Genomic DNA, 26,936 nt, shown 5'->3' with positions numbered 1-26,936 from the left:
TAAGCATTGAAGATTCTAAAGATGTCAAATCTATTAGGAATTTAAAGCCTATTATTTAATATTCCGAACTAGATTTCGACTTTAAAAATCCTTTTTCTTTGATTTGTATACCAATCTCCAAACGGGCAGAACCGTCCATAAAATTAACATCAATATGGCTATGATGAGGCCTTGATTGGTTCCAAAGAATTGTTTAAAAACTGCTCCTGTATATCCTAGGAGTGCTGATATATCCAGTTTTAGAAGGATTAAGGTTCTTGAAAGGTCAATAGGATTCAACATGGTAGCCGCTAAGGAAAAAGAATCCAATGGATATTCTTCAAATATAATCAGCGACATTAAAAACAGCCCATCGTAAATTACTGCCAAAAACAACCAAGCTAACACAGCATACCCAAAACCTTTTATTTTATTTTCATTGGATATGGCAATGTTAAAAGCAATTGCTGTAAAAATGAGAGTTAAAAATGCCCCGGTAACTAGCAGTAGTGAAAAATCGAAGATAACATCACTTTTAAAGAGGCCATACAGAAGAAATGGGATTCCTAATCCCAATACTAAACTAAGGGTTAAAGAACAGGCAACGCCAAGGTATTGTCCCAGAAAGATAGATGAACGCTTTAGGGGTTGTGCCAGCAACAGTTCGGTAAATTCTTTGGAATCATAATAGTACATAACACCGAAGATGGTCCCGATTAAAGGGACTAACACAATAATCACGTTCATCAATGTGATTACAGCCTTGGATACATCATTATTTAAGAATAGAAGCACAAAACCAAGTGCTAAGTAGAATAGAAAGTACACATAGCTCCATCTACTCCGCATTAAATCGTAAAAACTGTATTTTAAAATTTTAAGCATTGGTCGTTTTGGTTGCTATGGCCGCTATGGCATGTTCAAAATCAGTTTGGGTTGTTTTTTCCATGAGTTCGGAGATGCTACCTCTAAAATAAATTTTACCTTCTAACAGGTAAACAATTTCATCAGCAACCTCTTCTACAAATTGCATAATATGGCTGGTAACAAGAATGGTTTTGCCTTTTTCTTTTTCTTTTTCTTTTTGAATAAGTTCTTTTAAACTAATTAAAGCTGAAGGATCTAAACCGGTGGTTGGCTCGTCAAGAATGAGTAGAGGACTATCAAACATAAAAGCCAAAACAATATTCACCTTTTGCTTTGTCCCTCCTGAAAGCGTAGCCAGTTTTTTATCCAAAAAAGGTTTCAGCCCAAATAACTCAATAAGTTGCTCTTCTTCGCTAGTTTGCTGGCGTAAATCTTTTATCATTCTAATAAGCTCCCGTACCCTTAGGTTGCTGGGAAAGTTGGCAATCTGTGGAAGGTATTTTATTTCTTGACGATATTTCCATTTGTTTTTAATGGGCTTTCCAAAGACAGAAACAGCTCCTTTATCCGCGATAACCATCCCCAGAATAATCTTTATCAATGTGGTCTTACCTGAGCCATTGGGACCTAGTATGGCAAAAATTCCCCCGTTTTCAATATCTAAATCCAATCCGGTTAGGACTTGATTCTTGCTAAACTTTTTATGTAAGCCTTGTACTTGAATCATATTGTTCTTTTCATTAGCGGATTCGCGTCCAGAAGATTATCTGGAGTAAAAACTGGTGAAACTTTTTCAGAGAAATCGATGATATCCATGAACAGACTACGAAGCAGCACAATGGTTTCTGGGGTTCTATTCACAATATAGGAAAACAGCTTTACCGGCCTATAAGGAACATCTCCAATTCCATTTTTGTCTAAATCATATCCTGTGTAGTTGCTCCAGTAATTTTGGTCAAAAACATTATCGTTGAGTTTGCTGTTATAGGAAATATCAAAAGAATTGTAGAGAAAATTGTTTTTTGAGAAGGTGTTGGTATAACAAGCCCCCAATACCTTGATTGCCCATCCGTTTTTAATAAAATTGTTGTTTTTATATTGTATTCTGTTAGAGCCTTCTATATTGATGCCTATCGTATTTTCCTCAAAAGTGTTCCCGTATATTTCAGCGTCATTAATTTCTTTTAACAGCATTCCAAAAGCTGCGGCTCCCCAATTTTTCTTAAACGTATTACCCACCATTTTTATCCTTTTTGAAAACATCACAGCAACTCCGGCACCATTATTCTCAAAGGTATTGTTAGTATAGATATCATCATTAGAGAACATAAAATGGAGTCCATACCTGAGATTGTTGGTACTAATATTGTTATTGATGGTGATGTTATCCGAAAACTCCAAATAAATGCCGTCACGCACCCCCTGAACAATATTACGATCTACTTCTACATTTTTAGAGTACCAAAGCTGAATTCCGTTGCCAGAATTGTACTCATCCACCGCGTCCCCAATGATTTTGTTATGGTATACCCTACCGTTATTGGACTTTTCTAGATAAATCCCGAAAAATAATTTTTCTAATACCACATTTTGAATGAGAAAGTTTTCGCTTTTTACTACACGAATGGCTGCGTAATCTGAAGTATAGCTTGTCCCTACGTTGATAATGAACAACCCATCTATGGTCACATTGTCCGAAGCGATTCTGATGATTTCCCCTTGATCTTCACCGTCAATTACTGGAAATTTATCGCCCAGCAGGGTCAAAGGCTTATTTATAAGAATGTTGAACTCCTTATAAGTTCCCTTTTTTATTAGAAGGGTATCAAATGCATCCGCTATTTCGATTCCCGATTTAATAGATTTTACAGAACAGGAGGCACATACCGAAATGGTTTTTGCAGACAGTGTATGCCCAGAAATTAACATTAAGAAAACCAGTAGTCCGCTCAGGTGTTTCATTATCTTATGATCAAGAATTTTGAATTGGCATTTGCTTTAACCCAATGCGCAATTTCCTTCGGAAAGCTAAAATGCTTTTGTGCCCCTATTTGAAAAGTCCTCCCTTGAATATGAAAATCTATATCTCCTTCCAAAACAATTAGCTGGGCATCGGTAGGGGAGGTATGCTCTGGGAAAATTGCATCTTTTTCCAAAGTAATACTCAATATTTCCAAAGCATTTGTTTTGACAACTTTCTCAACTTTCAGCTTATTAAATCCTTGGTTTTTTATAGTGTCTTTAATTGTATACATTTTATTGATTAGATTAAGAAAATGGTTTTTACCTTAAGCTTATCATCTCTAAGATGCGCGATACTTTCCAGAAATATCCTTTATACGAATCCTGAAAACTATAGGTAGTTTTCGTTCGCTTAGTCTGCTTGAAAAATCACTAATAAATTTAGGCTTTTCATCTATCTTCTTGGATATGGTTTCTTGAACTCCCTGGGAAAATTTTTTCAAGTACTTTTTTGCAGTACTCCCCTTAAGTTCTTCAAATTTTCCGTGTATCAATACTGATTTCCAATGTTGTATGGTATTAATTTCATCAATTTGAAGGGATACAGATGGAAATTTCCGCATGGCATCTATTTTATTGCCTTCAGAGGAATAGCTTAAAATGCTTTTCTCTTCCACATCATGAAAATAGGTTATAGGTATAATGTATGGGCAAGAATATGAGATAAACCCTAAACGCCCTATATAATTTTCACCAAGTAGTCGAAGACAGTTGTCTATGTCCAAATCTTTTATGGCTTCATTCATTTTAGACTAATTTTATCATCTTGTCCAACATCAAACCGGTTGCTTAATTCCGTCCAAGTAAAAAGCTTACCTTCATGTTGTTCTCTAGCTTTTTCCGCTATTGCTTTGGATTCAAAAGCGGTTAAGTATTCACCCATTGGACTGGGAATATTTTTACTAATAAGATAAGTGGCCTTTGTGGCATCAATCAAATCTCCTGGAGAATGGTAATCATTAACCAAAAATAGCGAGACGGTTGCGACATCAATTTCTTTTAAATGATTCATCATACACTCTGCAGCATCAAACTTAAAAGCCTTGCCTTTTTCTGTTACAAATTGAGCGGCATGTTGCTTGTCCACAATGGTCATACTACAAAAATGACATCCATCGCTACCATAGTTTATGGGTTTTGGCGTTATCGAACAAGATGCTATTAGAAGTATTAATATAAGAGCGAAATTGATATGTTTACCTTTCATAAGTCTAAAGGGTTTTAGATTTTTTAGTTGTTTTCCAGCCCATAAAAAAGGCTGCTAAAATCAGCATCATTCCTGTGAACATCATCCAAGCGCCTGTTGATGGCAACGAGGTGACATCAAAATTCAACATTTTAGCGTGCCCAAATAATGGTGGTTTGTAACTCATTGGTGTGCCATCTGGGTTTGAAAGTTTCATGATGGCATTAGGATCTAGATTGGTTCCGTAGTCTACCATCCACGCATTAAAATCGTACATGCCCAGAACTCCTAAAATGGACATAACAACGAACCAACCAATAAACCATGCATAGCTTACTTTCTTAAAATATCCCAGCAAGCCTATCAAGACACCCAAAAAAACCATTCCGCCAATAATAATAGGGAAGGTGCTAAACTCCCACATTTCTTCTGGCTTCGGTAATTTTCGCATACCTATGTAATGGTTAAGGCCATCTATATTTTGCAAATCGAACTCGTTAACATCACGAATACCATCAATATGGATATTCATTCCTAAAGGTTCAGGATATTGAGGAGCACCCAACATAATATTCCATAAGGGGAACGCATACAACCCTAAAAGAAACAAAGGGCCAACGATCATAAGGATACTTGCTTTTTTCATCTTTAAAAACTTTTAAATTATTTACAAATTGAAATTAGTTTTGATTGATTGTTCTAATTTGTAAAAGAAGCGGACAGACCTTCCAGCACTGCCCGCTTCAAGCTTGAAAAAAATAAATCTATAATTCCTTATTCACCCAAAGACCAGGAGAGCTCAATATTAGAGTTGGCTGGAGATACTCTTACATACCCCTGCATTTCTTGGTGTAGCGCTGAACAGAAATCCGTACAATAAAATGGCCATACACCAACTTGCTTAGGTTCCCAAATAGAGGTTTTGGTTTGGCCCGGCATAACCAATAGTTCTGATGTATTTTGTCCTATGATCGAGAAGCCATGAGGCACATCAAAATCTTGTTCGTGATTGGTGATATGGAAATATACCTTATCACCCACTTTTATACCTTCAATATTATCTGGAGTAAAGTGACTACGAATGGTAGACATATAAATATGGACCTCTTTGCCATTGCGCTCTACACGGGCATCATTTGGACTAATAGTCGCAAATTCATGTTTGTTTTCCGACAATCTATAGATTTTCTTGGATTTGGGCGCCAATAATTCTGCGGGACAACCGGCAGCATAATGCGGCTCACCATGTGTTGGAAAATCATAGATTAATTCCATTTTTTCACCAGAAATATCATAAATCTGAGCTGAGTGTTCCATCTCTGGTCCGGTAGGCAAGTAACGGTCTTTGGTAATTTTATTCATGGCCACTACATACTTGCCAAATGGTTTTCTTGAATTTCCACCAGGAATCATTAAGTGCCCTACGGAATAGAATGTAGGTTTACGGTCAATAACCTCCCATGTGCCCAATTTCCATTTTACCACTTCTGATGAGATAAAGAAAGTGGTGTAAGCATTTCCGTTTGCATCAAATTCGGTGTGTAGTGGGCCTAATCCACCACTTTTTACCGTTCCAGCCAAAACATCTTCAAACTTAAGGATAGGAATGCCATACGCTTCTCCGTCAAATTTCTCACCTTCAATTGCTGCTATCATTTTATCAAATGAATGTACTGTAAGGTCTGCGGATAGTTTTCCATTTCCGATAATATATTGCCCCGTTGGGTCTACATCACAACCATGTGGTGATTTCGGTGTTGGTAAAAAGAAAACTGCACCAGGAACTTCGGTTGGGTCTACGGTCAACACTTCTTTTTTCATGGTAGAAGTACCGGTATGGGTATGCTCATCATAAACGTTGTGTGCATAATTGGCAGGCATTTTGGTACCCCCTCCATTTTTTACATACTCTTCTATCTTCTTCCAATTGATCGCAGCAATAAAATCTTTATCGTTTTGCGAGGAATTCACCTCCATTAAAGAATTGGCTTCTTCAGTATTATATGTGGTGAAGAAGAACCATCCATGCGATTTTCCTCTACCAGGGTGCGAAAGGTCATAGTTAAATCCTGGCATCAATACCTGAAATTCAAGATTCAATCTTCCATTGTCCGGAGCAACACTGATAAATGACAAGGCACCTTTAAAGTTTCCTTTGTATTCATTTATGGGCATATCACGTTGTGGAACGGGTACTGAGAAACGTGTTCCCGCAACAACATATTCTGTGTTTTCCGTAATAAATGAAGAACTATGGTTACCTGCACTATTGGGAACCTCTATAATTTCTTCAGTTTCGAAGGTGCTAAGGCTAATCCGTGCAATTCTTGGGGTATTGTTACCATTGATAAAAATCCATCTACCGTCCAGTTCTCCGTTGGTCTGAGAGATATCAGGGTGGTGGGCATCATCCCATGGCACAAATCCAAAGGAAGTATTTAACATAGGTTTGGTTTCTTCGGAATATCCGTACCCTGAGGTTGGGAATTGCGAAAAAACAGGAATTTCCTTGAACATTCTACCTGAAGGTAGACCATACACGGTTAGGTTTCCACTATAACCACCTGATAGGAATGCGTAATATTCATCTTGTTCTCCCGGAGCTACATATACTTTTTCTGCCGCACTGGAAGATAGCGCGCCATTTGAGGAGCTTTTACCAGTTTGATTTCCACACCCTGCGAGCAATAGACTCACTCCAAGAAGTGCGAATACATAATGTTTATACTTTTTCATTTTTTACTGTTTATTGTTTGTTCTTATTTTGATTATCGATTTACTCTGAAGGTGGAAGAATCACTTTGTCCACAACATGTACAATGCCATTTCCTGCGGGGACACTGGCTATAATCTTGGCACCTCCTACATATACATCTTCACCTTTTACTTCTACAGTGGTATTCTGATCATTGGCCTGGCCTAATTTTTTAAACCTTTTAAGAAAATCCTTAGAGTAGTTACCTGCGGTAACATGATGTTTAAGGATATTGGCCAAAGCATCTTTGTTTTCTGGTTTCAACAAATTTTCAACTGTACCTTCTGGCAAAGCATCAAAGGCAGCATTGGTTGGGGCAAAAACCATAAGTGGTCCAGCATTTACAAGTGCATTTTCCAGGTTTGCGGCTTGCACAGCGGCTACAAGAGTAGTGTGGTCAGGTGAACCAATTGCTATTTGCAATACATTGGGTGTTGACCCATCGTCTTCAATAAAGGCTTGACCTTTTTCTTTGTTAGCTTCTGTATCATTTATTGTGGTATTGGATACAGTAGAATTATCAGTTTTGGGCTCGTTTTTACATCCGAAAGTCATTAATAGTGCTAAAACGGCGCCGAATACAAATTTTAGATTGGCTGTTTTCATATTTGTTAGAGTTTATAATGTTCTAAAATATTCTAGGATAGCGCGGGTTTCCTCCACGGTTAAATTCTGATTGGCCATTGCAGCTCCATTAAATTCAATCAATAAATCTTTAGCGCAACGATCTTGTTCAGTCATCAGTTTGGGATCAAGAATCATGTTCATAATCCACTCCGGGCTTCTTCTTTCCATAATTCCTCTTGGGGATGGACCAATGAACCTTTTGTCCAATTTGTGACAAGCGGTACAGTTGGTATTGTATATAGCTTCTCCAGCAGCTGCCATTTCCATATCAATTTCAGGATCAAGCGTAATGGATTTTATTTGTCCTACCCCTTTTTCATCTAGTGTAATCCTCTGTGAAGCTGGAACTTCATTATCAGCCGCTGGAGTTTCTACCGGTTTTTCGGTTGATTTTTTGCGATCCACACTAAAACCATCTGTCTTTTTTTCTTCTTTACCACCACATCCTACGAGCAGTACGGAAAACATTAATGCTGATAATACGATATTGATTTTCATATAAGGGTATTTTTATTAAATGCTCAAAATTAGGATGGAGTCATTGCATAAAACATGATAATTGTCATATAAAGGATAAAAATGTCTTTTAATCTTTATATTTGTTTTAAAACTTGTTCATCATGATATCTAACTCCTCTAAATATGCAGTTAAGGCAGTCCTATATCTTGCTGTGAATTCTTCCGAAGACCATAAAATTTTAGCAAAGGATATCAGTACACCTACGAATATTCCAAAAGCGTATCTGTCCAAAGTTTTGCAGGAATTGTCAAGACATAATATAGTCTCTTCGGTTAGGGGACCGGGAGGGGGGTTTTATCTTTCAAAAGAAAATATTAAAACACCTTTGATGAAGATTATTCAAGTGATGGATGGTGACAATAGACTCACTTCTTGCATGCTTAGTTTGCAGGAATGTGATGCAGAACACCCATGCCCAATGCATGACCTTGTGGGCAACACTAAAGTAAATTTTGTAAAGAATTTAGAAGAAAATACGGTTGGAGATTTGGTAAAGGATATTAAGGCGGGAAAGTCTTTTCTACCGCTTTAATTTTCTCATATAAAAAGACCATCCTTTTTTTGGATGGCCTTTTAAACAAACAATAAAACGGAATTATAGTTTAGAACTCTAACTCAAAAAATAGGCTACTACTTTCATTTTCCTCTGTGATGTCTTCTCCCTTTAAAACCTCACCAACTTCATTTTCCAATTTTAGATTTATTTTCCAATAGCCCGTCATGGTTAAGGATAATTTTCCCATGTAAGTATCTGAAGATGTGTCAAAAATGAGGTTTTCATTGTTTGGTGAGCTATGGTTACCCATGCCAGGCATTCTTGGATCAATATGTACTTTGTAATTTTTTACAACCGGGAATGACATCATGTTTTCCATTTTAAAGAGCTGAGCTGAAAAGTCATTGACCGCAACTTCCGGTATTATGGGCATCATAGCCAAGACATACCTAGTATCATCGCTTCCCATAAATACGTTTACTGTCTTTTTACCATCTGTAGGGGCATTAACTTCTATGCGTTCTGTTGCATTGTACGTTTGCCCTTCAACGGTATATTCCAGGGTAAGTTCCCAATATTCATTTGCATTTCCAGCCATTTGAAATACCACATAACCAGTATAAACTGACTTATCTTCGATTGTTGAAACTGAAGATTTTGGACAGGAATGGGTCATCTCGGTCATATGCATCATGGGCATCCAAGAAACATCTGCATTGCTGATATAGCTATCAGAAACCTTGTCCTTAATCCTGAAGAATAGCTCGTTATAACCTACCGAAAACTGTTGTTGTTCAGAATAAATTTCTACACTATGATTGTTGGCTTTAAAGCTGGTCAACATATTATAATCCTCTAGCGGATTTTCGGATATTGGAATGGGGTCATCATTATCATTATCTGAACAAGAGAAAAGGGTCATTGATAATATAAGTGCGGTAAATAAGATTTTAATTGTTTTCATTATGTTGTTTATAGTATGATTATTGTTTTTGATTTTAATTGATTGCATAAGAAATGGTCATAAAAAAATTACGGCCCATACGCGGTATATTGTTCCAATCTGTATATGTGGAATAGAATTCGTCAAAAATATTTTCCACTCCTGCTTTTACATAAACAGTATCATTGTTTACAGGGAACGATTTACCCAATGCCATTGAAAAAACGGTGTAAGCATTACTAAGGTCTTCTCCAAAAACTGGATTGAAGTTTACTTGATCTGCAGCTCCGCGCATCGTAAGTGAACCTGAAAAAGTTCCAGAGGTATATTGCACCATTGAATTATAGGCTATTGGACTTATAAAAGGCAGATTTTGACCATCCTGATCTGTTCCTCTATGGTAGGATATTAATCCTGTCCAAAGGAGTTCTGGGGTAATCTCATATTTGGTGTCCAAAGAAATGTTGTATAGATCGGCATATTCCAAATTCTTATAGACTTTGACCCCTTCAGCACCAATGGTCATAACACTCAAATCTGGATTTACCTCTCCGATGATAAAATCCATAGTATGAAAGTAATTAGCCTCAAGGCCTATATTTATTTTTTTAAGGGGCAATGATACTTTGACATTGGTTTCAATGGCCTTTTCATTTTTTAAATCGGGGTCACCTATATAATCATGGTTGTCAAAACTATTGAACAGATAAAACCCAAAACCTTCCGAAACAGAAGGTGCACGATCACCATAGGATAGTCCACCGTTTATATGGAATGTTTTGAATTTTCTATGATAAGCTGCGGAAACACTTTTTAGAAAGCGAGTCTGTCTTTGATTCATTTCGGGATAAAAAATTCTAAGACTGTTGAGCCCAAATTCATCTGCCACATTGAAACCCTGTATCGCCAATCTTGTTGAAAGTTTTAAGGAACTTTCTTTGAGACTGATTTCGTCTTCAGCGTAAAAACCTGAATTTACGGTACGTACATCTGGCCAAGTTAGCATGAACATTTCCTGCTCATTTGGATTGTTGGGATACATGGTCATTTCGGCCAAGGAGCGATTGTAGAAACCATCCAACTTTAGTAAAAACTTATGGCGGTTCAGTGTAAGTTCTGTTTGAGAGTAGTAGCCGTAGGTATCACTTCATCCAGGCATATCCATTCGTATGGGCACATCTGGTCTTTGGCTATCATCCATAATATGTGTTATGGAATTTGCGTATAGCTTGGTTTCCCAGTTTTTTAAATCACCTATAAAGTTGGACTGTTTCCAGCTTATGGAACCAATAAATGCTCTTGCCAATGAGACGTCCATAGGTAGGGCGGGGTAGCCCACATCCCTAGCTTCATCATAGATGAAACTGGCCAATAGTTGCTGATCATCTGAAACTTTGTAGCCTGCATTAGCGGATATATTGTATTTTTCAAATTGAGAGAATGCAACCTCTTCACCACCACCTGCCGTATAGTTTTCGGCCTTTCTATAAATAATATCGGTGTCAATATAAAATGCTTCGTCGGAGTAATTCAGTTCGCCACCTATAATTTGAGCTTCGTTATTGGTTTCACCACCAGTCTCAACAGAACCCACCCATCCTTTGGGAATAAAATTACTTTTCTCCAATCTTAAATCAATAGCACCCCCTATAGTTGCTCCTTGTTCTGCACCCTGTTGACCAGATGCCACATGAACATCGGAGAGATTAGAAACATCAACATAAGAAGTTATTGGATCCATTTTATCCGTACATGCACCAAAAACACGCATGCCGTCAATGGTTACGGATAGGCGCTCTGAACTCATATCATTGAGGACCGGTTCCCACGCGTATGCACCTCTTTTAATCATGTTCACTTTTTTTGAGGATTCTAGATACTCATCTAAAGTGGATAAGGGTTTGTGATGTGACTTATGTTCCAATGCTTTGTTGTAAGAGGAAATTACAATTACCTCCTCTAAGTGCACAGGCAATATAGAATCTGTCACTAAAACTACTTTTGGTTCTTGGGCAGCACTTTGCCAATGAAATATTATGGACAACAGGACTGCAAAAACTATTTTTTTGCCTTTTATCGCACCTATAATAGAATGGTGAAGCCCAATGCTATATTCGGTTTTCATAAGATTGTATTTTAGACTAATTCAAAAGATGAAGGGTACATGCTTTCTTTGGATGAGAAAACCATCCGAATAAAAAAGCAAGTACAAAAAGCTGAATTAGGATGCTTCTGGCGGTTCAGAAATCTCTGAAATAAATGGAGTTGAAATCAATAAGGAAACAATTTCGAAATTGTCTTTTGATGCTTGTGATAAATCCTCCCCAAAATCAATTTGAGAAGTTAATTTGTAGAAGAAAATATGTTGTACTTCGGTTTGGGATTGTTTTTCTCCGAACGGATTTTCTTCACTTTGCTTGGACTCTTGTGCCAATAGTTTGGAGAGGTAGCATTTTCCATCGCAATTTAATGCTGGTTTGTTTTTATTCTCGCATAGGTTGTTCACGATATAGTCATAGTTTGTGATATACTCTGCAATAGGGTATAGGGGTTTTCCCAAAATTGAAATCGAGAATAATATGATTGCGATTTTTTTCACAATCCAAAAGTAATTCAGGGGTTATGCGCAAAATATGATAATTGTCAGAATAAGGATAAGAATGTCTTTTATTATTTAAAATGATTCCCAACCCATCCTAATTGAAACAATAAAGGCTGAAAATTGTATTTACACCAAAAATCACGAAAACCTTTTCGAAAAGTTTTCGTATTCTAAAATTGTTTATAACTGTATGATTATAAAATAGTTATGATATTTTGAATATACTTAGCGAATTACTGCTTAGCCTCCTTCCTGATTAAATTACAACCTCAACTCCCTTTTTAGAACAAGCATTCTTTAAATTTGAGTAAGTCCAACAATTTAGGAATCTATGTATTATTTAGGAATAGATTTAGGCAGCTCATCAGTTAAGATAGCTTTGGTGGAACGCAGTAGCGGAAAGAACATAGGAGTTGTTCAAGAGCCTGAAGAAGAAATGTCCATGTATGCTCTTCAAAAAGGATGGGCCGAACAAAAACCAGAAGATTGGTGGGACTTTGTTTGTAAGGGAATCAAAAAAATTAAAAAGACCCATAATGTTGCAGAAAAAGATATTGTTGGAATAGGCATTGCTTATCAAATGCATGGTTTGGTCATTGTTGATGAAAAGGGGGAGCCTTTGCGTAAATCCATAATTTGGTGTGATAGTCGGGCAGTGGAAATTGGTAATAAGGCCTATCAAGAAATAGGAGAGCTTGCATGTGATGAAAATCTGTTGAATTCCCCATCCAATTTTACTGCATCAAAATTGGGTTGGGTAAAAGAACATGAACCGGAAATTTTTAAACAAGTATCCAAATTCATGTTACCCGGCGATTACCTTGCTTATCGCTTTTCTAATGCCATAAACACGACTATCTCAGGCTTATCAGAAGGTATTTTTTGGGATTTTAAAAAAGATGCTATTTCAGAAGATATATTAAATCACTTTCAAATACCACAGAATTTAGTTCCAGAGGTTGTTGACACTTTTGGCAATCAAGGAAAAGTTTCTGCAAAAGGGGCGGAAGAAAGTGGATTGTTAGAAGGGACTCCGATTTTGTATAGAGCAGGGGATCAACCCAACAATGCACTTTCATTAAATGTGTTCCATCCGGGTGAAGTGGCAGCAACAGGTGGCACGTCAGGAGTAGTATATGCCATAACCAATAACCTTTCAGTCAAAGAGAGTTCTCGTGTGAACAATTTTGCGCATGTCAATTATCAAAAAAACATTGCAAAGAATATTGGTAAACTACTTTGTATCAACGGCGCAGGAATTCAGTATAGATGGTTATTAAATAACTTGGCAGTGACTTCTTATGAAGAAATGAATATGTTGGCTTCTGAAATTGAAATTGGATCTGATGGTGTTTGTCTTATTCCATTTGGTAACGGAGCCGAACGAATGCTCTTAAACCAAGACATTGGAACCAGAATCGTTAACCTTAATCTAAACAGACATTCAAAAGCACATATATGTAGGGCGGCATTGGAGGGCATAGCCTTCTCATTTATCTATGGTATTGAGCTTATGAAATCTGACGGTATTGAAGCTAAAGTAATCAGGGCTGGAAATGATAATCTGTTCCGTTCTGAAATATTTGCGAATACCATTGCTACCCTAATTCAACAAGAGATTGAAATATATAATACCACTGGCGCGGTTGGAGCGGCTAGAGCATGCACAATAGCATCAAATGGATATGATACTTTTTCATCTTTCATGAAAAACGACCATGTAATGACCTATATGCCTTTTAAGGATAGAGAACAATACCAGAAGGCATATAATGACTGGAAAAAAGAACTCGGATTAATAATAAACAAATAGTATTTAGAATGGCACTTTTAGGAGATAAAGAATTTTTCAAAGGGATAGGAGAAATAAAATATGAGGGCAAGAACTCTGATAATCCTATGGCATTTAAGTTTTATAATCCAGACCAAGTTGTAGCTGGTAAAACCATGCGTGAGCATTTCAAATTTGCGGTAGCGTATTGGCACACCTTATGCGGTACTGGCGGAGATCCTTTTGGCCCTGGAACTAAGGTTTTTCCTTGGTCAACAGCTTCTGATCCTATAAAAGCTGCAGAAGATAAGGCAGATGCCGCTTTTGAGTTCATCACAAAAATGGGTTTTGATTATTATTGTTTCCATGATCATGACCTTGTAGATGAAGGAGCTACACTTGCTGAATCTGAAAAGAGAGTTCAAAAAACTGTGGAATACCTCAAACAAAAACAGGAAGCTTCGGGAGTTAAATTACTCTGGGGAACTGCTAATTGCTTTTCTAATCCTAGGTATATGAACGGTGCGGCTTCCAATCCAAATTTTGATGTGGTGGCAAGAGCAGGGGCACAAATTAAAATTGCCTTGGATGCTACAATTGCCCTTGGAGGTGAAAATTATGTGTTCTGGGGAGGACGCGAAGGCTATATGTCTCTCTTGAACACCGACATGAAATTGGAGCAAGACAATATCGGACGTTTTTTGAACATGGCAAAAGATTATGCCAGAAGCCAAGGTTTTAAAGGAGTCTTTTTTGTAGAGCCGAAACCTATGGAACCCACAAAACATCAATACGATTTTGATGCGGCCACATCAATCAATTCACTTAGGGAGTATGGACTCGAAAATGATTTCAAATTAAATATAGAAGTAAATCACGCAACGTTGGCACAGCACACGTTCCAGCATGAACTTCAGGTGGCAGCTAATGCAGGTATGCTCGGAAGTATTGATGCTAATAGAGGGGATTATCAAAATGGTTGGGACACGGATCAATTCCCGAATAATGTCATGGAAACTGCTGAAGCCATGCTTGTTTTTCTGAAATCTGGAGGACTGCAAGGAGGTGGCGTAAATTTTGATGCTAAGACAAGACGAAATTCAACAGATTTAGAAGACATTTTTCATGCACACATTGGCGGCGCAGATACATTTGCAAGAGCACTTTTAATTGCGAATGCCGTATTGGAAAATTCGCCCTATCAGTCTTTGTTAGATACTAGATATTCCTCGTTTACAAAGGGAAAAGGTTCAGAATTTGCTCAGGGAAAATTATCACTAACGGATTTGTATGAGTATGCAGGTAAAAATGGTGAACCAGAACAAATCAGTGGAAAACAAGAGTTGTTTGAAAACATATTAAATCAATATTCGTAAACCTTAAACATGGAATCAATATTAGAAACAGCTGATTGGTGGGTTTTGGGAGCATACCTTGCAGCCCTCATTGGGGTAGCTGTTTGGGTGGTGCTTCAAAAGAACAAGAATACGGAAGACTATTTTTTAGCCGGCAGAAATGTTGGCTGGTTTGTCATCGGTGCTTCCATTTTTGCTTCTAATATTGGTTCTGAACATGTTGTAGGGCTTGCAGGTACAGGTGCGGAATCTGGCATGCCAATGGCACATTACGAGCTGCATGCTTGGATTGTATTGCTTTTGGGTTGGTTGTTCCTTCCTTTCTATTTCAGAAGTAAGGCCTTTACTATGCCCGAATTTTTAGAGAAACGTTTTGATAGCCGATCTAGATGGTTTCTTTCAGTATTCTCATTGGTGGGTTATGTCATCACCAAGGTTTCCGTAACCATTTATGCAGGTGGAATCGTGGTCTCGGAATTGTTAGGAATTCCTTTTTGGTATGGAGCAATAGGTATTGTGATTTTTACAGGAGCGTATACCGTTATTGGAGGAATGAAAGCAGTTATTTATACCGAAACATTACAAACAATAATTCTGATTGCTGGCTCTTTGATTATAACCTACCTAGGGTTGGAGAAAGTAGGAGGTTGGGAAGAACTCCGACTTGTTGCCGGTAGCGAACATTTTAATATGTGGCGCCCAATATCTGATCCAGATTTTCCATGGACAGGAATGCTCATAGGAGGAACAATTGTGGGGGTTTGGTATTGGTGTACTGATCAATATATAGTTCAAAGAACCTTAGCGGCGAATAATATTAAAATCGGTAGGCGTGGTGCCATTTTTGGAGCCTATTTGAAACTACTGCCCATTTTCATCTTTTTAATACCAGGTATCATAGCTTTTGCCCTCGCCAAGCAAGGAGTACTTACCTATGAGAAAAGTGATGAAGTATTCCCGGTATTGGTAAAAACACTTTTACCTGTTGGCTTAAAAGGATTGGTTGCTGGAGGGTTAATGGCTGCCTTAATGAGTTCATTAGCATCGGTTTTTAACTCTTGCTCTACAATTTTCACTATAGATATCTATAAAAAATTAAAACCGTTAACCGAGGAGAAAAAGCTTTTAAATGTTGGTAAAATTGCGACTTCCATTGTAGTAGTTCTCGGAATTATTTGGATTCCAATCATGGAAAAAATAGGGGGCGGGGTATTGTACCAATATTTACAAAGTGTTCAATCGTATATAGCTCCGCCCATAACAGCAGTTTTCTTGTTAGGAGTGATATGGAAGAGGGTAAATTCAAAAGCTGCGATTGTAACCCTGTTCTCAGGATTATTGATGGCTGCACTAAGGATTTTAGCAGAAATATACCAAACTGATTTATCAGGTGCCCTTTTAACTTTTGCAACAATCAATTTTGCGCATATGGCCATCTTTATGTTTATCCTTTCGGTTGTTATCTGTATCAGTGTTAGTCTTGCTACCAATCCACCAGATTACTCGCTTATTAAAGGGCTTTCTTTTGGCACGTTAAGCGCCCAAGACAAACAATTGAACAAAGAAAGTATATCAGCTATTGACATTATACTTTCAGTATTTTTGATTGTGATAGTCGTTTTGGTTTTATCATACTTCACTGGATAAAACGAATTATGAAAAATACACTTATATCCATTTTGGTTCTTTTTCTGCTGGTCACCTGCAAACCCATCAAACAACAAGAAATATCTGCGACTCCAGCGGAAAACGGAAAACGTAAGTTGGCCAAATTTGAACCAAAAGAAGGAGTTCTACTATTTGTTGGTCAAGAACTGGAAGCCGTTGGGGGGTTAGAGGAATATAATGATGGATATTTGAACCATTTTGATAAACCTGCGGGATGGACTACTTACACAAATATAAACCCAGGAGAATATTCTTTTTACCGAAGACAACGTGGATTGGATGGACTTTGGGAAACACATGATTGGGGGGATAATGACTATAATGCCATGTTACAGCATAATGACCCTGATTATTCCAATATGGCTTTAGCCATTGGTCTGCAATTTGTGAACCATGAAAAAAGGGTAGCGGACGGCACCCATGATATGTATATTGATAAATTTGGAGATTTTTTAATTTCTTTAGGAAATAGACCAGTATTCTTGCGTATCGCTTACGAATTTGACGGCCCTTGGAACCATTATGATAGAAAGTCCGCCATTGCGGCTTACAAGCATATTGTTGACAAATTAAGAGCAAGAGGGGTTAACAATACTGCATATGTTTGGCAATCTTCGGGGACTATGGCTCCTGACCAAAAGCATTTGGAAAAATGGTACCCTGGCGATGATTACGTAGATTGGTTGGGATTCTCTTTTTTCAATGGATGGAAAAAGCAAAAAATGATTGAATTTGCAAGATCTAAAGGGAAGCCAGTATTTATAGCCGAAGCTACACCAACATCTTCTGATTTAGTCTGGGACCCAAAAGAAAACCAAGGAATCACTAAAGAAATGCAATTGTCAAACCCTAGACAGGCTCAAATGGCATGGGATGAGTGGTTTTTACCTTTTTTCAATACTATTAATACTAATCTTGACGTGGTAAAGGCTGTGCACTATATTAACTGCCATTGGGATTCCCACCCTATGTGGCTCCAAAACCCAACTTTTAAAAAAATTGATGCTCGCCTGCAATTAAGCGACACTATAAGTAGAAGATGGAGAGAGCGAACCTCAAGAGCACCTTTTATTCTGTCTTCAGAAGAGTTATACGATAAATTGTATAACAATAAATAATTATGAAAAAGATAGCTTTAAAAGATATTGCAGCCAATTTTGGAGTATCCATTTCTACGGTTTCAAAAGCAGTCAATGACAGTCATGAAATCAGTAAGGAGCTAAAGGAAAAAATTCAGAAATATGCCAAAGAACACCATTACAGACCAAATCATGTTGCCCTTAGTTTGCTAAAAAAAAACACAAAGACCATTGGGGTAATAGTGCCCAATATTCTTAATTATTTTTTCACACTAGTTTTTTACGGAATTGAAAAGACGGCAAATTCTAGAGGCTACAGCATTATAAGTTGTATTTCGGATGAATCTTACTTGAAAGAACTAAAGACAGTAGAGTTGTTGAGTACAGGAACAGTAGAAGGCCTTATTCTATCTTTATCTGAAGAAACACAGGCCAAAGGAAATGTCGAACACCTTCAAAATTTGATTGAGAACCAAATTCCTTTAGTGATGTTTGATAGAGTTTCAGAAGAGGTAGATTGCGACAAGGTCGTTGTTGATGATTTTGAAGCAGGTTACAAGACAACTAAGCATTTGTTAAAAACGGGATGTAAAAGAATTGTAATAGTTTCTGCTATATATAATTCTAGTGTTGGAAAATTGAGAGTTGATGGTTACAAGAAAGCACTCAAGGAAAATGGTGTAGAATATGATGAAAGACTTATTGTTGAGGTAAGAAAAAATGACGATTTACAATTATTGATATCCTTACTATTGGATAATAAAGAAATTGATGCCATTATAGCCTTGGATGAAATTACCGCGGTAGATACCCTTAATATCTTAAAATCGAAAGACATTGAAGTACCTAAAGAAATATCTATTGTTGGATTTACCAATGGACGTCTCTCAAAGTATGTTTCACCAGCCTTGACCATGGTAAGTCAACATGGTCAGTATATAGGTGAACAAGCGGCAAATATACTTATTGATCGCATTGAGAAAGAAGGAGATATGCCCTACACCACAAAACTTGTAAAAACCAGTTTAATAGAACGAGATTCAACAAAAAAGATTCTGGGAAATTCATCGTCTTATTAAAAGAAAGGCCCCCATTTCGTTATGATTAAAGATTAACTTACAATTATCTTTTCCTTTTACAGTTTGTAAATACATTCATTTTTCATTCCTTCGGAACTTAAAATTTTTTAAATGACCTTATTTGTAGATATGGACGAAGTGCTTGCTGATACGTATGGAGCACATATAGAATTGTATAACAAAGAGTTCAACGCAGCACTTAGAATAGAAGAATGCCTTGGGAAAGAAGCATGGCAATGTGTACCAGAAGCACATCAGAAAAGTATTAAAAATCATGCATGGCAAATAGGTTTTTTTCAAGACCTTAAAGTCATTCCAGACAGTCAAGAAGTAATGGCGGAACTAAGCAAAAAACATGAAGTTTATATCGCCTCAGCTGCCACTCAATTTCCAAACTCGCTCAGGGAAAAGTCTGATTGGCTGGATGAGTTCTTTCCCTTTATTCCTTGGCAAAAGCGAATCCTATGCGGAGATAAGCATATTTTAAAAGGAGACGTACTCATTGATGACCGCAGTTATAATTTGGATAGTTTTAAAGGCAAGACCATCATATTTACATCCCCACACAATGTTAACACCCAAGGATTTGACCGCGCAAATTCTTGGAGAGAAATAGCAGACAAACTTTTGTAACTTAGGACATGAAAAAGCCCTATTTTTTGCTAAAAGCCCTTTTCTGTTGTACCTTATTTCTCTTTGAATCTTGTTCAGCACAGTCCCAACTTATTGAGGATGAGCTGCAAACCGTGACAACTGAAAACCTAAAGTATTATTTATACTATCCCGAGGGTTATGAATCAGATAAAGAAGAAGGATTTGGGCTATTGCTTTTCTTACATGGCGGAGGCGAGTCGGGCGCCAAGCTCGAAGAAATAAAAAAGAACGGACCCCCTAAACTTTTGGTCGAAGGGAAACAGTTCCCCTTTTTAGTACTAGCGCCCCAAAATCCTTACAGGAGAAAGTGGTGGAATACAGAGGCAATTATGAAACTGCTAGATTCTATTGTAGAAACCAGCAACGTTGATAAAAAACGAATTTACCTAAGCGGCTTAAGTAGGGGAGGAAGTGCGTCTTGGGAATTGGCCACACAATACCCTAAAAAGTTCGCAGCACTGGCCGTGGTATGCGGAATGGCTCCTTTGCCTTATGCCCATTGGATTAATAAGAAAATGCCCATTTGGGTATTTCATGGAGACCGAGATGAGGTAATTTCTGTTGAAGAATCTGATAAAATGGTAGCCAAGCTCAAAGAAATGAATTATGATGTGAGGTACACTAGATATAAAGATGTAGGGCATAATTCATGGGGTAGGGCCTATACCACGGAAGAATTGTACGAATGGTTAACAGCCCAAAAACAGGAATGAATTAAATGAAACATCATCTATTTTTTTTAATTGCCTTGGTTCTCTTTGGCTGTCGGCAAGAAGTAGTTAAAAAACAAAAGGTTCTAGAAACCCAGGAGAAAATTGAACCTTTGGTTGAGGTGGCTCCCGTTCCGGAAAAAAAGCTAAAAACGTTTGAAGGCATGGCCGATACCACTTTTGTTCGTTTGGCTGATTATAGTGAAGCCTTTGCGTATGACTTGCGTTATGCCACAGAAAATAATTTTCTAAAGGCAAAAGTATACGATTGTGCGGAGTGCTATACTAGAGTTAAGACAGCTAAAGCATTGATTAAAGCGAATAGGGATTTTATAAAAAAGGGAGTAAAAATAAAATTCTTCGATTGTTATAGACCAAATTCTGTCCAATACAAAATGTGGGAGATTGTTCCAAATCCGCAATATGTTGCAAACCCGATAAAGGGATCTATCCATAATAAAGGAGGAGCAGTGGATATTACTCTGGTTGATTTAGAAGGTAATGAATTGGATATGGGAACTGACTTTGATTTTTTTGGAAAAAGGGCATACCACGACAATTTGGATTTACCAGAAGAAATATTGTCCAATCGAAAACTTCTAAAAGAAACGATGGAGGCCCATGGTTTTTGGTCCATTAGAACGGAATGGTGGCATTACAATCTCTCGGCTGGCTCCAATGATAAAGTGGCCAATTTTAAATGGGAATGTAAAGACTAAGGTTTTTTACACATGAGAACCACAAGTTCACTGTTCAGGTTCGTGGTAAAAAACAAATAAACATCCCCACCATCTTTAATCTTATGTTTCTTGCGCAGTTCTGCCACAGATATAGGGAAATTTCTAGTAGTGATATTGGCTTTGGAAAGCTTTAATTCTTTTAGTGCATTTTTAGAATAGGGGAGAATATTCCTTATTTCAAATTTTCTTCCAGGAAAATCAACCAAAGAGTTAGAGGTATATAGATGCGAATGTTGGTGTAGCTTTTTCACGTCATAGGCTTTCGCTACAGATTTAAACCCTCCAGATTTTAAAATAGCGGAATTGGGTTCGTACAAATAATTTTCTGGAGAACCACATGCTATAATCGAAGCTGATTCTCCCTGCAGCGCAAAACTAAAATGAACTTCTTTATCTTGGGTGAGGTTTACAGCATGGACAGTAGTCTCTCGTTTAAAATCGTATTCCAAAATATAAAGCAACTCCTTCACCTCATTGTTGATAGCCACTATATGGACTTCCTTTACAAAATCCAGTTCTTTAATGCTTTGGGAAATATCCAAAAGGGGAGAAGCTTTAATCAAAACATACTTGGTTTTCTCAAAGAGAAAAGAAAGATTTTCAGGTAGATTGGGCAAACAATCTTTTAACAAAAAAACTTTTCCTTTTGCATCATCTCTTCGGGAAGGGTCAATGTAAATCCAGTCAAATTTTTGAATGGTACTTTTGAGAAATTGAAGACCATTTTCAGAAATACACGTGATATTGTGTTGATCAAGTATTTCAAAATTATGTTTTGCAATTTCACTTAATTCTTGATTGATTTCGCAATGAAAAACAGCAGCAAATTGTTTTGAAAAGGAGTAAGTATCAACACCAAATCCACCCGTCAAATCCAAGAGTGTTTCCCCGCTGATAAGTTTGGATTTGTAACGAGCTGTTTGTTCTGAACTCGTTTGCTCAATATTGAGTTTGTTTGGGTAATAAATGTTAGCGGTATTAAACCAAGAGGGGAGTTTGTCCTTGCACTTTTTTTTTGCTTCTAGCTGTTCAGCCAACTCTTTTTGCGAAATTCCTTCAAAAAGTTGCTTTTTTAGTAAAACTGACATGATGTCAGCATTCCAATTTTTATTTATAAAATTCTGTACACCAGTATTTAAAATATGCTCATTCAAACTAAAACTATAAGTTTTTAGTCAACTTTTTCACTACTGAATTTTCAGCCAAAAACTCTTTTAAAATCACTTTTATTGCAGTATATCCGGGTACTGCTACCACCATGCCAACAACACCAAAAACAAGTCCAGCAATGATGATCACAAGAAAAATTTCTAAAGGATGTGATTTTACACTTGTTGAAAAAATGAAAGGTTGGGAAAAGAAATTGTCAATAAGTTGACCAATGATCAGACCTATAAAAACGTATAGCGCTTTGGGCAAAATTATAGTACTAAAATCTGCCCCTAGAAAACTGGTCATCGTCAACGTTATCATGATTGCACCACCAATGATTGGACCAATGTATGGAATGATATTAAAGAGCGCGCAAAGGAATGCAATTACAATGGCATTTTCGACACCAGCAATCAAAAGTGCAATGGTATAAATAACGAATAAAATAAAAAGTTGAAGTAGGATTCCTGCAAAATATCGGGATAATAATCCATTGATTTTATCAACAGATTTCACCAAATTACTTTCTTTATTGTCTGGAACAAAAGTCAACATCCCATTTTGAAAAAGTTTGCTGTCCTTCAAAAAGAAAAAGGATATAAAAAGAACGGAAAAAAGACCAATGCTAAAATTACTTAAGGTGTTCACAAATGAATTAAGGAAGTTTGGTATGAATCCCAAATCCAACCCTTCCAATACATTTTTCTCCAAATCCGAGTCTTCAATCAAATGGGTAACATTAGCTGTAGTAGCACCAAAATATTCAAGAATTTGTAAATAGAGTGTATTTACATCGGCTTTTAAAGCTTCAATATCTAGAAGGGATAAGTTTTTACTCTGTTCGGAAATCAAAGGAATAAAGAGTGCTAAAATTCCAAGAAAAATGGCTAGCATAAAAACCATTGTAACTATCACGGCAAGGGTATTGGGAAATTTTAATTTTCGCCTTAAAAAAAGCACTACAGGCCTCCCTAAAAGTGCAATTACCGCTGCAATGGCCAGATAAGCCAAAACGGATTGAATCTTAAATAAAAAATAGGCTAAAAGAACAACCCCTACAATAATGGTTACCGCCCTTAAAATTCCATTGGCTATTATTTTTGAAGTCATAAACTAGCTTTTAAAGGCATATTCTACAATATTGGCTCCCATTTGGAGTGCTTTTAGCCTGACCTCTTCTGGGTCGTTATGTACGGAAGGATCTTCCCAGCCATCTCCTAAATCACTTTCAAAGGTAAAGAGTAGTAGTAATCTCCCTTCATCAAAAATGCCCAAAGCTTGTGGTCTTTTGCCATCATGCTCATGGATTTTGGGCAAGCCGGCTGGGAATTTATACTTCTGATTAAAAATAGGATGATCACCGCCGAGTTCTCGTAATTGCTTATTTGGAAATACTTTTTCTAGTTCCCTCCTCAAATAAGGCTCCATGCCATAATTATCATCAATATGCAAAAAACCACCCGACATTAGGTAAGTTCTTAAGTTTTCCGCTTCTTCATTTGTAAAAAAGACATTTCCGTGCCCTGTCATATGAATGTAGGGGTATTGGAAAATGGAAACACTACCGGCTTCCACGGTTTCTGGTTTTGGATTAATTTTTGTGCCTATGTTACTATTGCAAAACTGTATTAAGTTTGGCAGAGCTGTTGGGTTAGAATACCAATCCCCACCACCACCGTATTTCAATACAGCTATTTCTTGACCGTGACATAGGCTTATCACAAAAAAAGTTAAAAAACCACACAGCTTGGTAAGTTGTTTCATTTTCCCACGAATAACTAAGAAATCAAAAATACAGTATTCATGTTTAAAAAAATCATAATTCCTACCATGGTCTTTATAGGAATGTCTCTGATGGCATTTTATACTGGTAAACAAGAAAACATAGCAGAAGAGAAAAATAGCGTTGTTAAAAGTGAGGCATATATGCCTTCCATAGTTTTAGAGTTGTTTACCTCACAAGGGTGTTCTAGTTGCCCACCAGCCGATGTACTCTTGGAAAAGGTAAAAAAGGAATACCCTGAAAATGTGTATGCGTTGTCTTATCATGTGGACTATTGGAACTATATAGGTTGGGAAGATCCTTTTAGTAAATCTGTCTATACAAAAAAGCAAAGGGATTACAATAGTAAGTTTAGATATAGAAGCAATTATACTCCTCAGTTGGTTATTAATGGTAAAGAGCACTTTGTTGGTTCTAACCAATCGAAAATGTATTCCAAACTGAATGTATACAAAACAAAAAAAGCAGCAAATGCAATAAATCTTGATGTAAAGAAAACAAGTGGGAGTTCAATATCATTTGATTATACGGTTGATGGGGATTTTACCAACAAGCAGCTTAGGGTTGTTTTGGTATTGGATGAGCGCACTACCTCGGTTAAAAGAGGGGAAAATAGAAACAGGGTTTTAAAGAACAGCAATATCGTTGTGGCAGAAAAGTATATTCCTGTTACCACTCAAAAAGGTACATCCTCAATAGCGATTCCTAAGTTAGTGTCCTCGAATGATAATTTGACCCTCATGGTTCTTATTGAAGCCGATAACCTTGATATTACTGGAGCAATCAAAGCACCAATTGTGCGTTAATAGCTATTGATAATGACGACAGTTGTACATGCTACAATTGCCGCTGTTTCAGTTCGTAAGCGATTGTTTCCTAGGGATACAGGCACAAAACCTTTAGAATATGCTAAACTTATTTCGGTTTTTGAAAAGTCACCTTCAGGGCCTATAAGAATAACAAGGTCTCTGTCTGCTGCCACTCTTCTTTTTAGTTCCATTTTTTCACCTTCACCACAGTGCGCAATAAATTTTAGGCTGTCCATTTCTTGACGCATAAAATCTTTGTAAGAAATTGGGGGGTTCAATTTGGGCAAACGGGTTTGCAACGACTGTTTCATTGCTGATTGCAACACACGCTCCATGCGCTCTAACTTTACCACCTTACGCTCGGAATGTTCACAAATAATGGGTGTTATTTCATCCACTCCTATTTCTGTGGCCTTTTCCAAAAACCATTCGTAGCGATCGTTCATTTTGGTTGGTGCCACGGCAAGATGCAGGGCGTATCGTTTGGGAATGCTTTTTTTGGTGGAAATTACTTGTGCTTTACATTTTTGTAAATCAGTGATTAGAATTTCCGCTTTAAACAAATATCCCTTGCCATTGGTGATGTGTAAAACATCTCCCTCTTTCTTTCGCAATACTTTTAGGATATGTTTGCTTTCCTCAGCTGTGAAAAAGAATTGTTTAGAGCTATTGTCCAGTGAAGGATTGTAAAAGAGTTGCATAAATTATAGTTTACTTTTTGCGTGCTCCAAACCCAATTCAATCCAGTTTTGAAGTTGTTCTTCGGTTTTATAACCCTCAGGAGAGACAAAAATAAACTCTTTCATGGGTTTACCTGTAAAATCCATAGGCCTTACAAAGTCATGTGTTAAGATGTCTGGCATTTTATGTCCTACAACACGAACCATTAGATCATTCTTTACTGGACCAACGGTCATTTTTCCTTGATGTAAAAAGGCTATTCCCCCGAACATTTTCTTTTCGGTAAATTCTTCCGGAAACATTGTTAATGCATGCCGAATTCTGCTTGCTAGTTCTTCGTTGTATGCCATTCTTATGTTTGAACGTAAAAAGGTAAAGATTTAACCATCAACTTCCAATCGCATATCTGGCTTTGGCCCCAACGCTTTGATTGGTGAATTGCCCTTCTAGAAATTTTAAATACCCTACAATGCCAATCATACCCGCATTATCTGTACAATATTGAAATTTAGGAATATATGTTGTCCATCCCAGTTCCTTCTCCGCATCTTTTAACCTTTTTCGAATACCTGAGTTGGCGGCAACCCCACCGCCAATTGCGATGTGTTGAATCCCAGTTTGCTTTACGGCAAGTTTGAGTTTGTCCATTAAAATTTCCAATATGGTATACTGAACGGAAGCACAGATATCGTTGATGTTCTCATCCACAAAGTCAGGATTTTTTTTGGTTTCACGCTTTAGAAAGTATAGAATACTAGTCTTTAATCCACTAAAACTAAAATTAAGCCCTTCAACCTTAGGTTTTGGAAAGTCGAACGCTCTTGGATTCCCAAGTTGTGCATTTTTGTCTACTAATGGTCCACCAGGATAAGGCAACCCCATTAATTTGGCACTTTTATCAAAAGCTTCGCCTACCGCATCATCCAATGTTTCGCCTAGCACTTCCATATCAAAATAACTGTTTACCCTAACAATTTGCGTATGCCCTCCACTTATCGTCATGCCCAAAAAAGGGAACTCAGGTGCAGTCATGCTTTCATCATCAATAAAGTGTGCCAAAATATGAGCTTCCATATGGTTTACTTCAATTAATGGAATGTCAAGACCCAAGGCCAATGACTTGGCAAAAGAAGTTCCCACCAATAAAGAGCCCATAAGTCCTGGACCTCTTGTAAAAGCTATGGCAGATAGTTGTTTTTTATCGATATTTGCTTTGGCCAAGGCTTGATGTACCACTGGAACAATATTTTGTTGATGGGCTCTGGATGCTAATTCTGGAACAACACCCCCATATTGCTTGTGTATTTCTTGTGTTGCCACCACATTGCTTAGCACTTTTGTATTGCACAAAACGGCTGCAGAAGTATCATCACAAGAAGATTCTATTGCAAGAATGTAATTTTTTTTATTTGCCACAGGTTTTGGAACAAAAATTGGTCAAGCAAAGGTAAAACATAA

30 protein-coding genes are annotated in these 26,936 nt (G+C 37.3%); 10 read left to right on the top strand and 20 right to left on the bottom strand.

The features are described from left to right. Positions 1-81 precede the first annotated feature (81 nt). From FVB32_RS15875 to FVB32_RS15830, 10 genes are all read right to left on the bottom strand, one after another. Entirely contained in the window at positions 82-864 is a 783-nt protein-coding gene (locus FVB32_RS15875; RefSeq protein WP_147744809.1) for an ABC transporter permease, read from the bottom strand. Further along, positions 857-1,573 carry an ABC transporter ATP-binding protein gene (locus tag FVB32_RS15870; RefSeq protein ID WP_147744808.1) on the bottom strand — a complete coding sequence of 239 codons (717 nt, stop codon included), beginning with the start codon at positions 1,571-1,573 and terminating at the stop codon, positions 857-859. Before FVB32_RS15870 ends, FVB32_RS15875 begins: the two co-directional genes overlap by 8 nt. Next, positions 1,570-2,808: a nitrous oxide reductase family maturation protein NosD gene (locus FVB32_RS15865; RefSeq protein ID WP_147744807.1), complete on the bottom strand. Its 1,239-nt coding sequence runs from the start codon at positions 2,806-2,808 to the stop codon at positions 1,570-1,572. Before FVB32_RS15865 ends, FVB32_RS15870 begins: the two co-directional genes overlap by 4 nt. Continuing rightward, the gene (locus FVB32_RS15860; protein ID WP_147744806.1) at positions 2,808-3,101 is read right to left on the bottom strand and encodes a cupin domain-containing protein; all 294 of its coding nucleotides are present in this window, start codon (positions 3,099-3,101) and stop codon (positions 2,808-2,810) included. The genes FVB32_RS15865 and FVB32_RS15860 overlap by 1 nt, the downstream gene beginning before the upstream one ends. A gap of 48 nt (positions 3,102-3,149) precedes the next feature. Continuing rightward, the gene (locus FVB32_RS15855; protein WP_147744805.1) at positions 3,150-3,614 is read right to left on the bottom strand and encodes a pyridoxamine 5'-phosphate oxidase family protein; all 465 of its coding nucleotides are present in this window, start codon (positions 3,612-3,614) and stop codon (positions 3,150-3,152) included. Continuing rightward, positions 3,611-4,075 (bottom strand): nitrous oxide reductase accessory protein NosL, encoded by a 465-nt coding sequence (locus FVB32_RS15850; RefSeq protein WP_147744804.1) that lies wholly within the window; start codon positions 4,073-4,075, stop codon positions 3,611-3,613. The genes FVB32_RS15855 and FVB32_RS15850 overlap by 4 nt, the downstream gene beginning before the upstream one ends. Before the next feature lie 4 nt (positions 4,076-4,079). Further along, positions 4,080-4,700, bottom strand: a complete 621-nt coding sequence (locus tag FVB32_RS15845; RefSeq protein WP_147744803.1) for a hypothetical protein — start codon at positions 4,698-4,700, stop codon at positions 4,080-4,082. Between the two features lie 128 nt (positions 4,701-4,828). Beyond that, complete coding sequence (nosZ, locus tag FVB32_RS15840) at positions 4,829-6,790, bottom strand: Sec-dependent nitrous-oxide reductase (protein WP_147744802.1); 1,962 nt, start codon at positions 6,788-6,790, stop codon at positions 4,829-4,831. A gap of 40 nt (positions 6,791-6,830) precedes the next feature. After that, entirely contained in the window at positions 6,831-7,415 is a 585-nt protein-coding gene (locus FVB32_RS15835; protein ID WP_147744801.1) for a fasciclin domain-containing protein, read from the bottom strand. Positions 7,416-7,427: 12 nt separating this feature from the next. Next, positions 7,428-7,934: a c-type cytochrome gene (locus FVB32_RS15830; RefSeq protein WP_147744800.1), complete on the bottom strand. Its 507-nt coding sequence runs from the start codon at positions 7,932-7,934 to the stop codon at positions 7,428-7,430. Positions 7,935-8,056: 122 nt separating this feature from the next. Between FVB32_RS15830 and FVB32_RS15825 the strand changes: the two genes are divergently transcribed. Then, on the top strand, positions 8,057-8,488 hold the full coding sequence (locus FVB32_RS15825; protein WP_147744799.1) for an RrF2 family transcriptional regulator: 432 nt from the start codon (positions 8,057-8,059) through the stop codon (positions 8,486-8,488). A gap of 70 nt (positions 8,489-8,558) precedes the next feature. On the opposite strand, the gene FVB32_RS15820 is transcribed toward FVB32_RS15825, so the two are convergent. The 4 genes from FVB32_RS15820 to FVB32_RS15805 form a co-directional block, all read right to left on the bottom strand. After that, the gene (locus FVB32_RS15820) at positions 8,559-9,416 is read right to left on the bottom strand and encodes a hypothetical protein (RefSeq protein ID WP_147744798.1); all 858 of its coding nucleotides are present in this window, start codon (positions 9,414-9,416) and stop codon (positions 8,559-8,561) included. Between the two features lie 34 nt (positions 9,417-9,450). Then, complete coding sequence (locus FVB32_RS15815; protein WP_246139901.1) at positions 9,451-10,476, bottom strand: TonB-dependent receptor; 1,026 nt, start codon at positions 10,474-10,476, stop codon at positions 9,451-9,453. A gap of 66 nt (positions 10,477-10,542) precedes the next feature. Continuing rightward, on the bottom strand, positions 10,543-11,520 hold the full coding sequence (locus tag FVB32_RS15810) for a TonB-dependent receptor plug domain-containing protein (RefSeq protein WP_147744796.1): 978 nt from the start codon (positions 11,518-11,520) through the stop codon (positions 10,543-10,545). A 96-nt stretch (positions 11,521-11,616) separates the two neighbouring features. Next, positions 11,617-11,994 carry a hypothetical protein gene (locus FVB32_RS15805; RefSeq protein ID WP_147744795.1) on the bottom strand — a complete coding sequence of 126 codons (378 nt, stop codon included), beginning with the start codon at positions 11,992-11,994 and terminating at the stop codon, positions 11,617-11,619. 334 nt (positions 11,995-12,328) lie between these two features. On the opposite strand from FVB32_RS15805, the gene FVB32_RS15800 reads away from it, so the two are divergent. The 8 genes from FVB32_RS15800 (at position 12,329) to FVB32_RS15765 (ending at position 21,032) form a co-directional block, all read left to right on the top strand. After that, positions 12,329-13,810 (top strand): xylulokinase, encoded by a 1,482-nt coding sequence (locus FVB32_RS15800; RefSeq protein ID WP_147744794.1) that lies wholly within the window; start codon positions 12,329-12,331, stop codon positions 13,808-13,810. Positions 13,811-13,818: 8 nt separating this feature from the next. Then, the gene (gene xylA, locus FVB32_RS15795) at positions 13,819-15,144 is read left to right on the top strand and encodes a xylose isomerase (RefSeq protein WP_147744793.1); all 1,326 of its coding nucleotides are present in this window, start codon (positions 13,819-13,821) and stop codon (positions 15,142-15,144) included. A gap of 9 nt (positions 15,145-15,153) precedes the next feature. After that, entirely contained in the window at positions 15,154-16,770 is a 1,617-nt protein-coding gene (locus tag FVB32_RS15790) for a sodium:solute symporter (protein WP_147744792.1), read from the top strand. A gap of 8 nt (positions 16,771-16,778) precedes the next feature. Beyond that, a complete protein-coding gene (locus FVB32_RS15785) occupies positions 16,779-17,909 on the top strand; it encodes a glycoside hydrolase family 26 protein (protein WP_147744791.1) in 1,131 nt (376 codons plus the stop codon). Between the two features lie 2 nt (positions 17,910-17,911). Beyond that, positions 17,912-18,949 (top strand): LacI family DNA-binding transcriptional regulator, encoded by a 1,038-nt coding sequence (locus FVB32_RS15780; RefSeq protein ID WP_147744790.1) that lies wholly within the window; start codon positions 17,912-17,914, stop codon positions 18,947-18,949. Positions 18,950-19,060: 111 nt separating this feature from the next. Beyond that, the gene (locus FVB32_RS15775; RefSeq protein WP_147744789.1) at positions 19,061-19,582 is read left to right on the top strand and encodes a 5' nucleotidase, NT5C type; all 522 of its coding nucleotides are present in this window, start codon (positions 19,061-19,063) and stop codon (positions 19,580-19,582) included. 8 nt (positions 19,583-19,590) lie between these two features. Continuing rightward, positions 19,591-20,316 (top strand): carboxylesterase family protein, encoded by a 726-nt coding sequence (locus FVB32_RS15770; protein WP_147744788.1) that lies wholly within the window; start codon positions 19,591-19,593, stop codon positions 20,314-20,316. A 5-nt stretch (positions 20,317-20,321) separates the two neighbouring features. Further along, the gene (locus tag FVB32_RS15765) at positions 20,322-21,032 is read left to right on the top strand and encodes a M15 family metallopeptidase (protein ID WP_147744787.1); all 711 of its coding nucleotides are present in this window, start codon (positions 20,322-20,324) and stop codon (positions 21,030-21,032) included. On the opposite strand, the gene FVB32_RS15760 is transcribed toward FVB32_RS15765, so the two are convergent. The 3 genes from FVB32_RS15760 to FVB32_RS15750 all read right to left on the bottom strand — a co-directional run bounded on the left by FVB32_RS15760 (position 21,029) and on the right by FVB32_RS15750 (position 23,969). Beyond that, a complete protein-coding gene (locus FVB32_RS15760; RefSeq protein WP_317132219.1) occupies positions 21,029-22,141 on the bottom strand; it encodes a THUMP-like domain-containing protein in 1,113 nt (370 codons plus the stop codon). The two genes, FVB32_RS15765 and FVB32_RS15760, sit on opposite strands and share 4 nt — an antisense overlap. Positions 22,142-22,214: 73 nt before the next feature. Next, a complete protein-coding gene (locus FVB32_RS15755; RefSeq protein ID WP_147744785.1) occupies positions 22,215-23,315 on the bottom strand; it encodes an AI-2E family transporter in 1,101 nt (366 codons plus the stop codon). A gap of 3 nt (positions 23,316-23,318) precedes the next feature. After that, positions 23,319-23,969 carry a DUF4159 domain-containing protein gene (locus tag FVB32_RS15750; protein ID WP_147744784.1) on the bottom strand — a complete coding sequence of 217 codons (651 nt, stop codon included), beginning with the start codon at positions 23,967-23,969 and terminating at the stop codon, positions 23,319-23,321. A gap of 39 nt (positions 23,970-24,008) precedes the next feature. Here FVB32_RS15750 and FVB32_RS15745 point away from each other — a divergent pair, with 39 nt between their 5' ends. Next, positions 24,009-24,794, top strand: a complete 786-nt coding sequence (locus tag FVB32_RS15745) for a DUF1223 domain-containing protein (protein ID WP_147744783.1) — start codon at positions 24,009-24,011, stop codon at positions 24,792-24,794. Here FVB32_RS15745 and FVB32_RS15740 read toward each other — a convergent pair. From FVB32_RS15740 to tsaD, 3 genes are read right to left on the bottom strand one after another with little or no spacing between them, the layout of a single operon-like run. Further along, positions 24,791-25,498, bottom strand: a complete 708-nt coding sequence (locus FVB32_RS15740; protein ID WP_147744782.1) for a 16S rRNA (uracil(1498)-N(3))-methyltransferase — start codon at positions 25,496-25,498, stop codon at positions 24,791-24,793. The genes FVB32_RS15745 and FVB32_RS15740 overlap by 4 nt on opposite strands. A gap of 3 nt (positions 25,499-25,501) precedes the next feature. Beyond that, positions 25,502-25,828 carry a TfoX/Sxy family protein gene (locus FVB32_RS15735; protein WP_147744781.1) on the bottom strand — a complete coding sequence of 109 codons (327 nt, stop codon included), beginning with the start codon at positions 25,826-25,828 and terminating at the stop codon, positions 25,502-25,504. 37 nt (positions 25,829-25,865) lie between these two features. Next, positions 25,866-26,894 (bottom strand): tRNA (adenosine(37)-N6)-threonylcarbamoyltransferase complex transferase subunit TsaD, encoded by a 1,029-nt coding sequence (gene tsaD / locus FVB32_RS15730; RefSeq protein ID WP_147744780.1) that lies wholly within the window; start codon positions 26,892-26,894, stop codon positions 25,866-25,868. Positions 26,895-26,936: the final 42 nt, after the last annotated feature.

The sequence above is a fragment of the Flagellimonas hymeniacidonis genome (genome assembly GCF_008040165.1).
GTDB lineage: Bacteria > Bacteroidota > Bacteroidia > Flavobacteriales > Flavobacteriaceae > Flagellimonas > Flagellimonas hymeniacidonis.
This window is presented reverse-complemented; position numbering and strand designations above follow the sequence as displayed.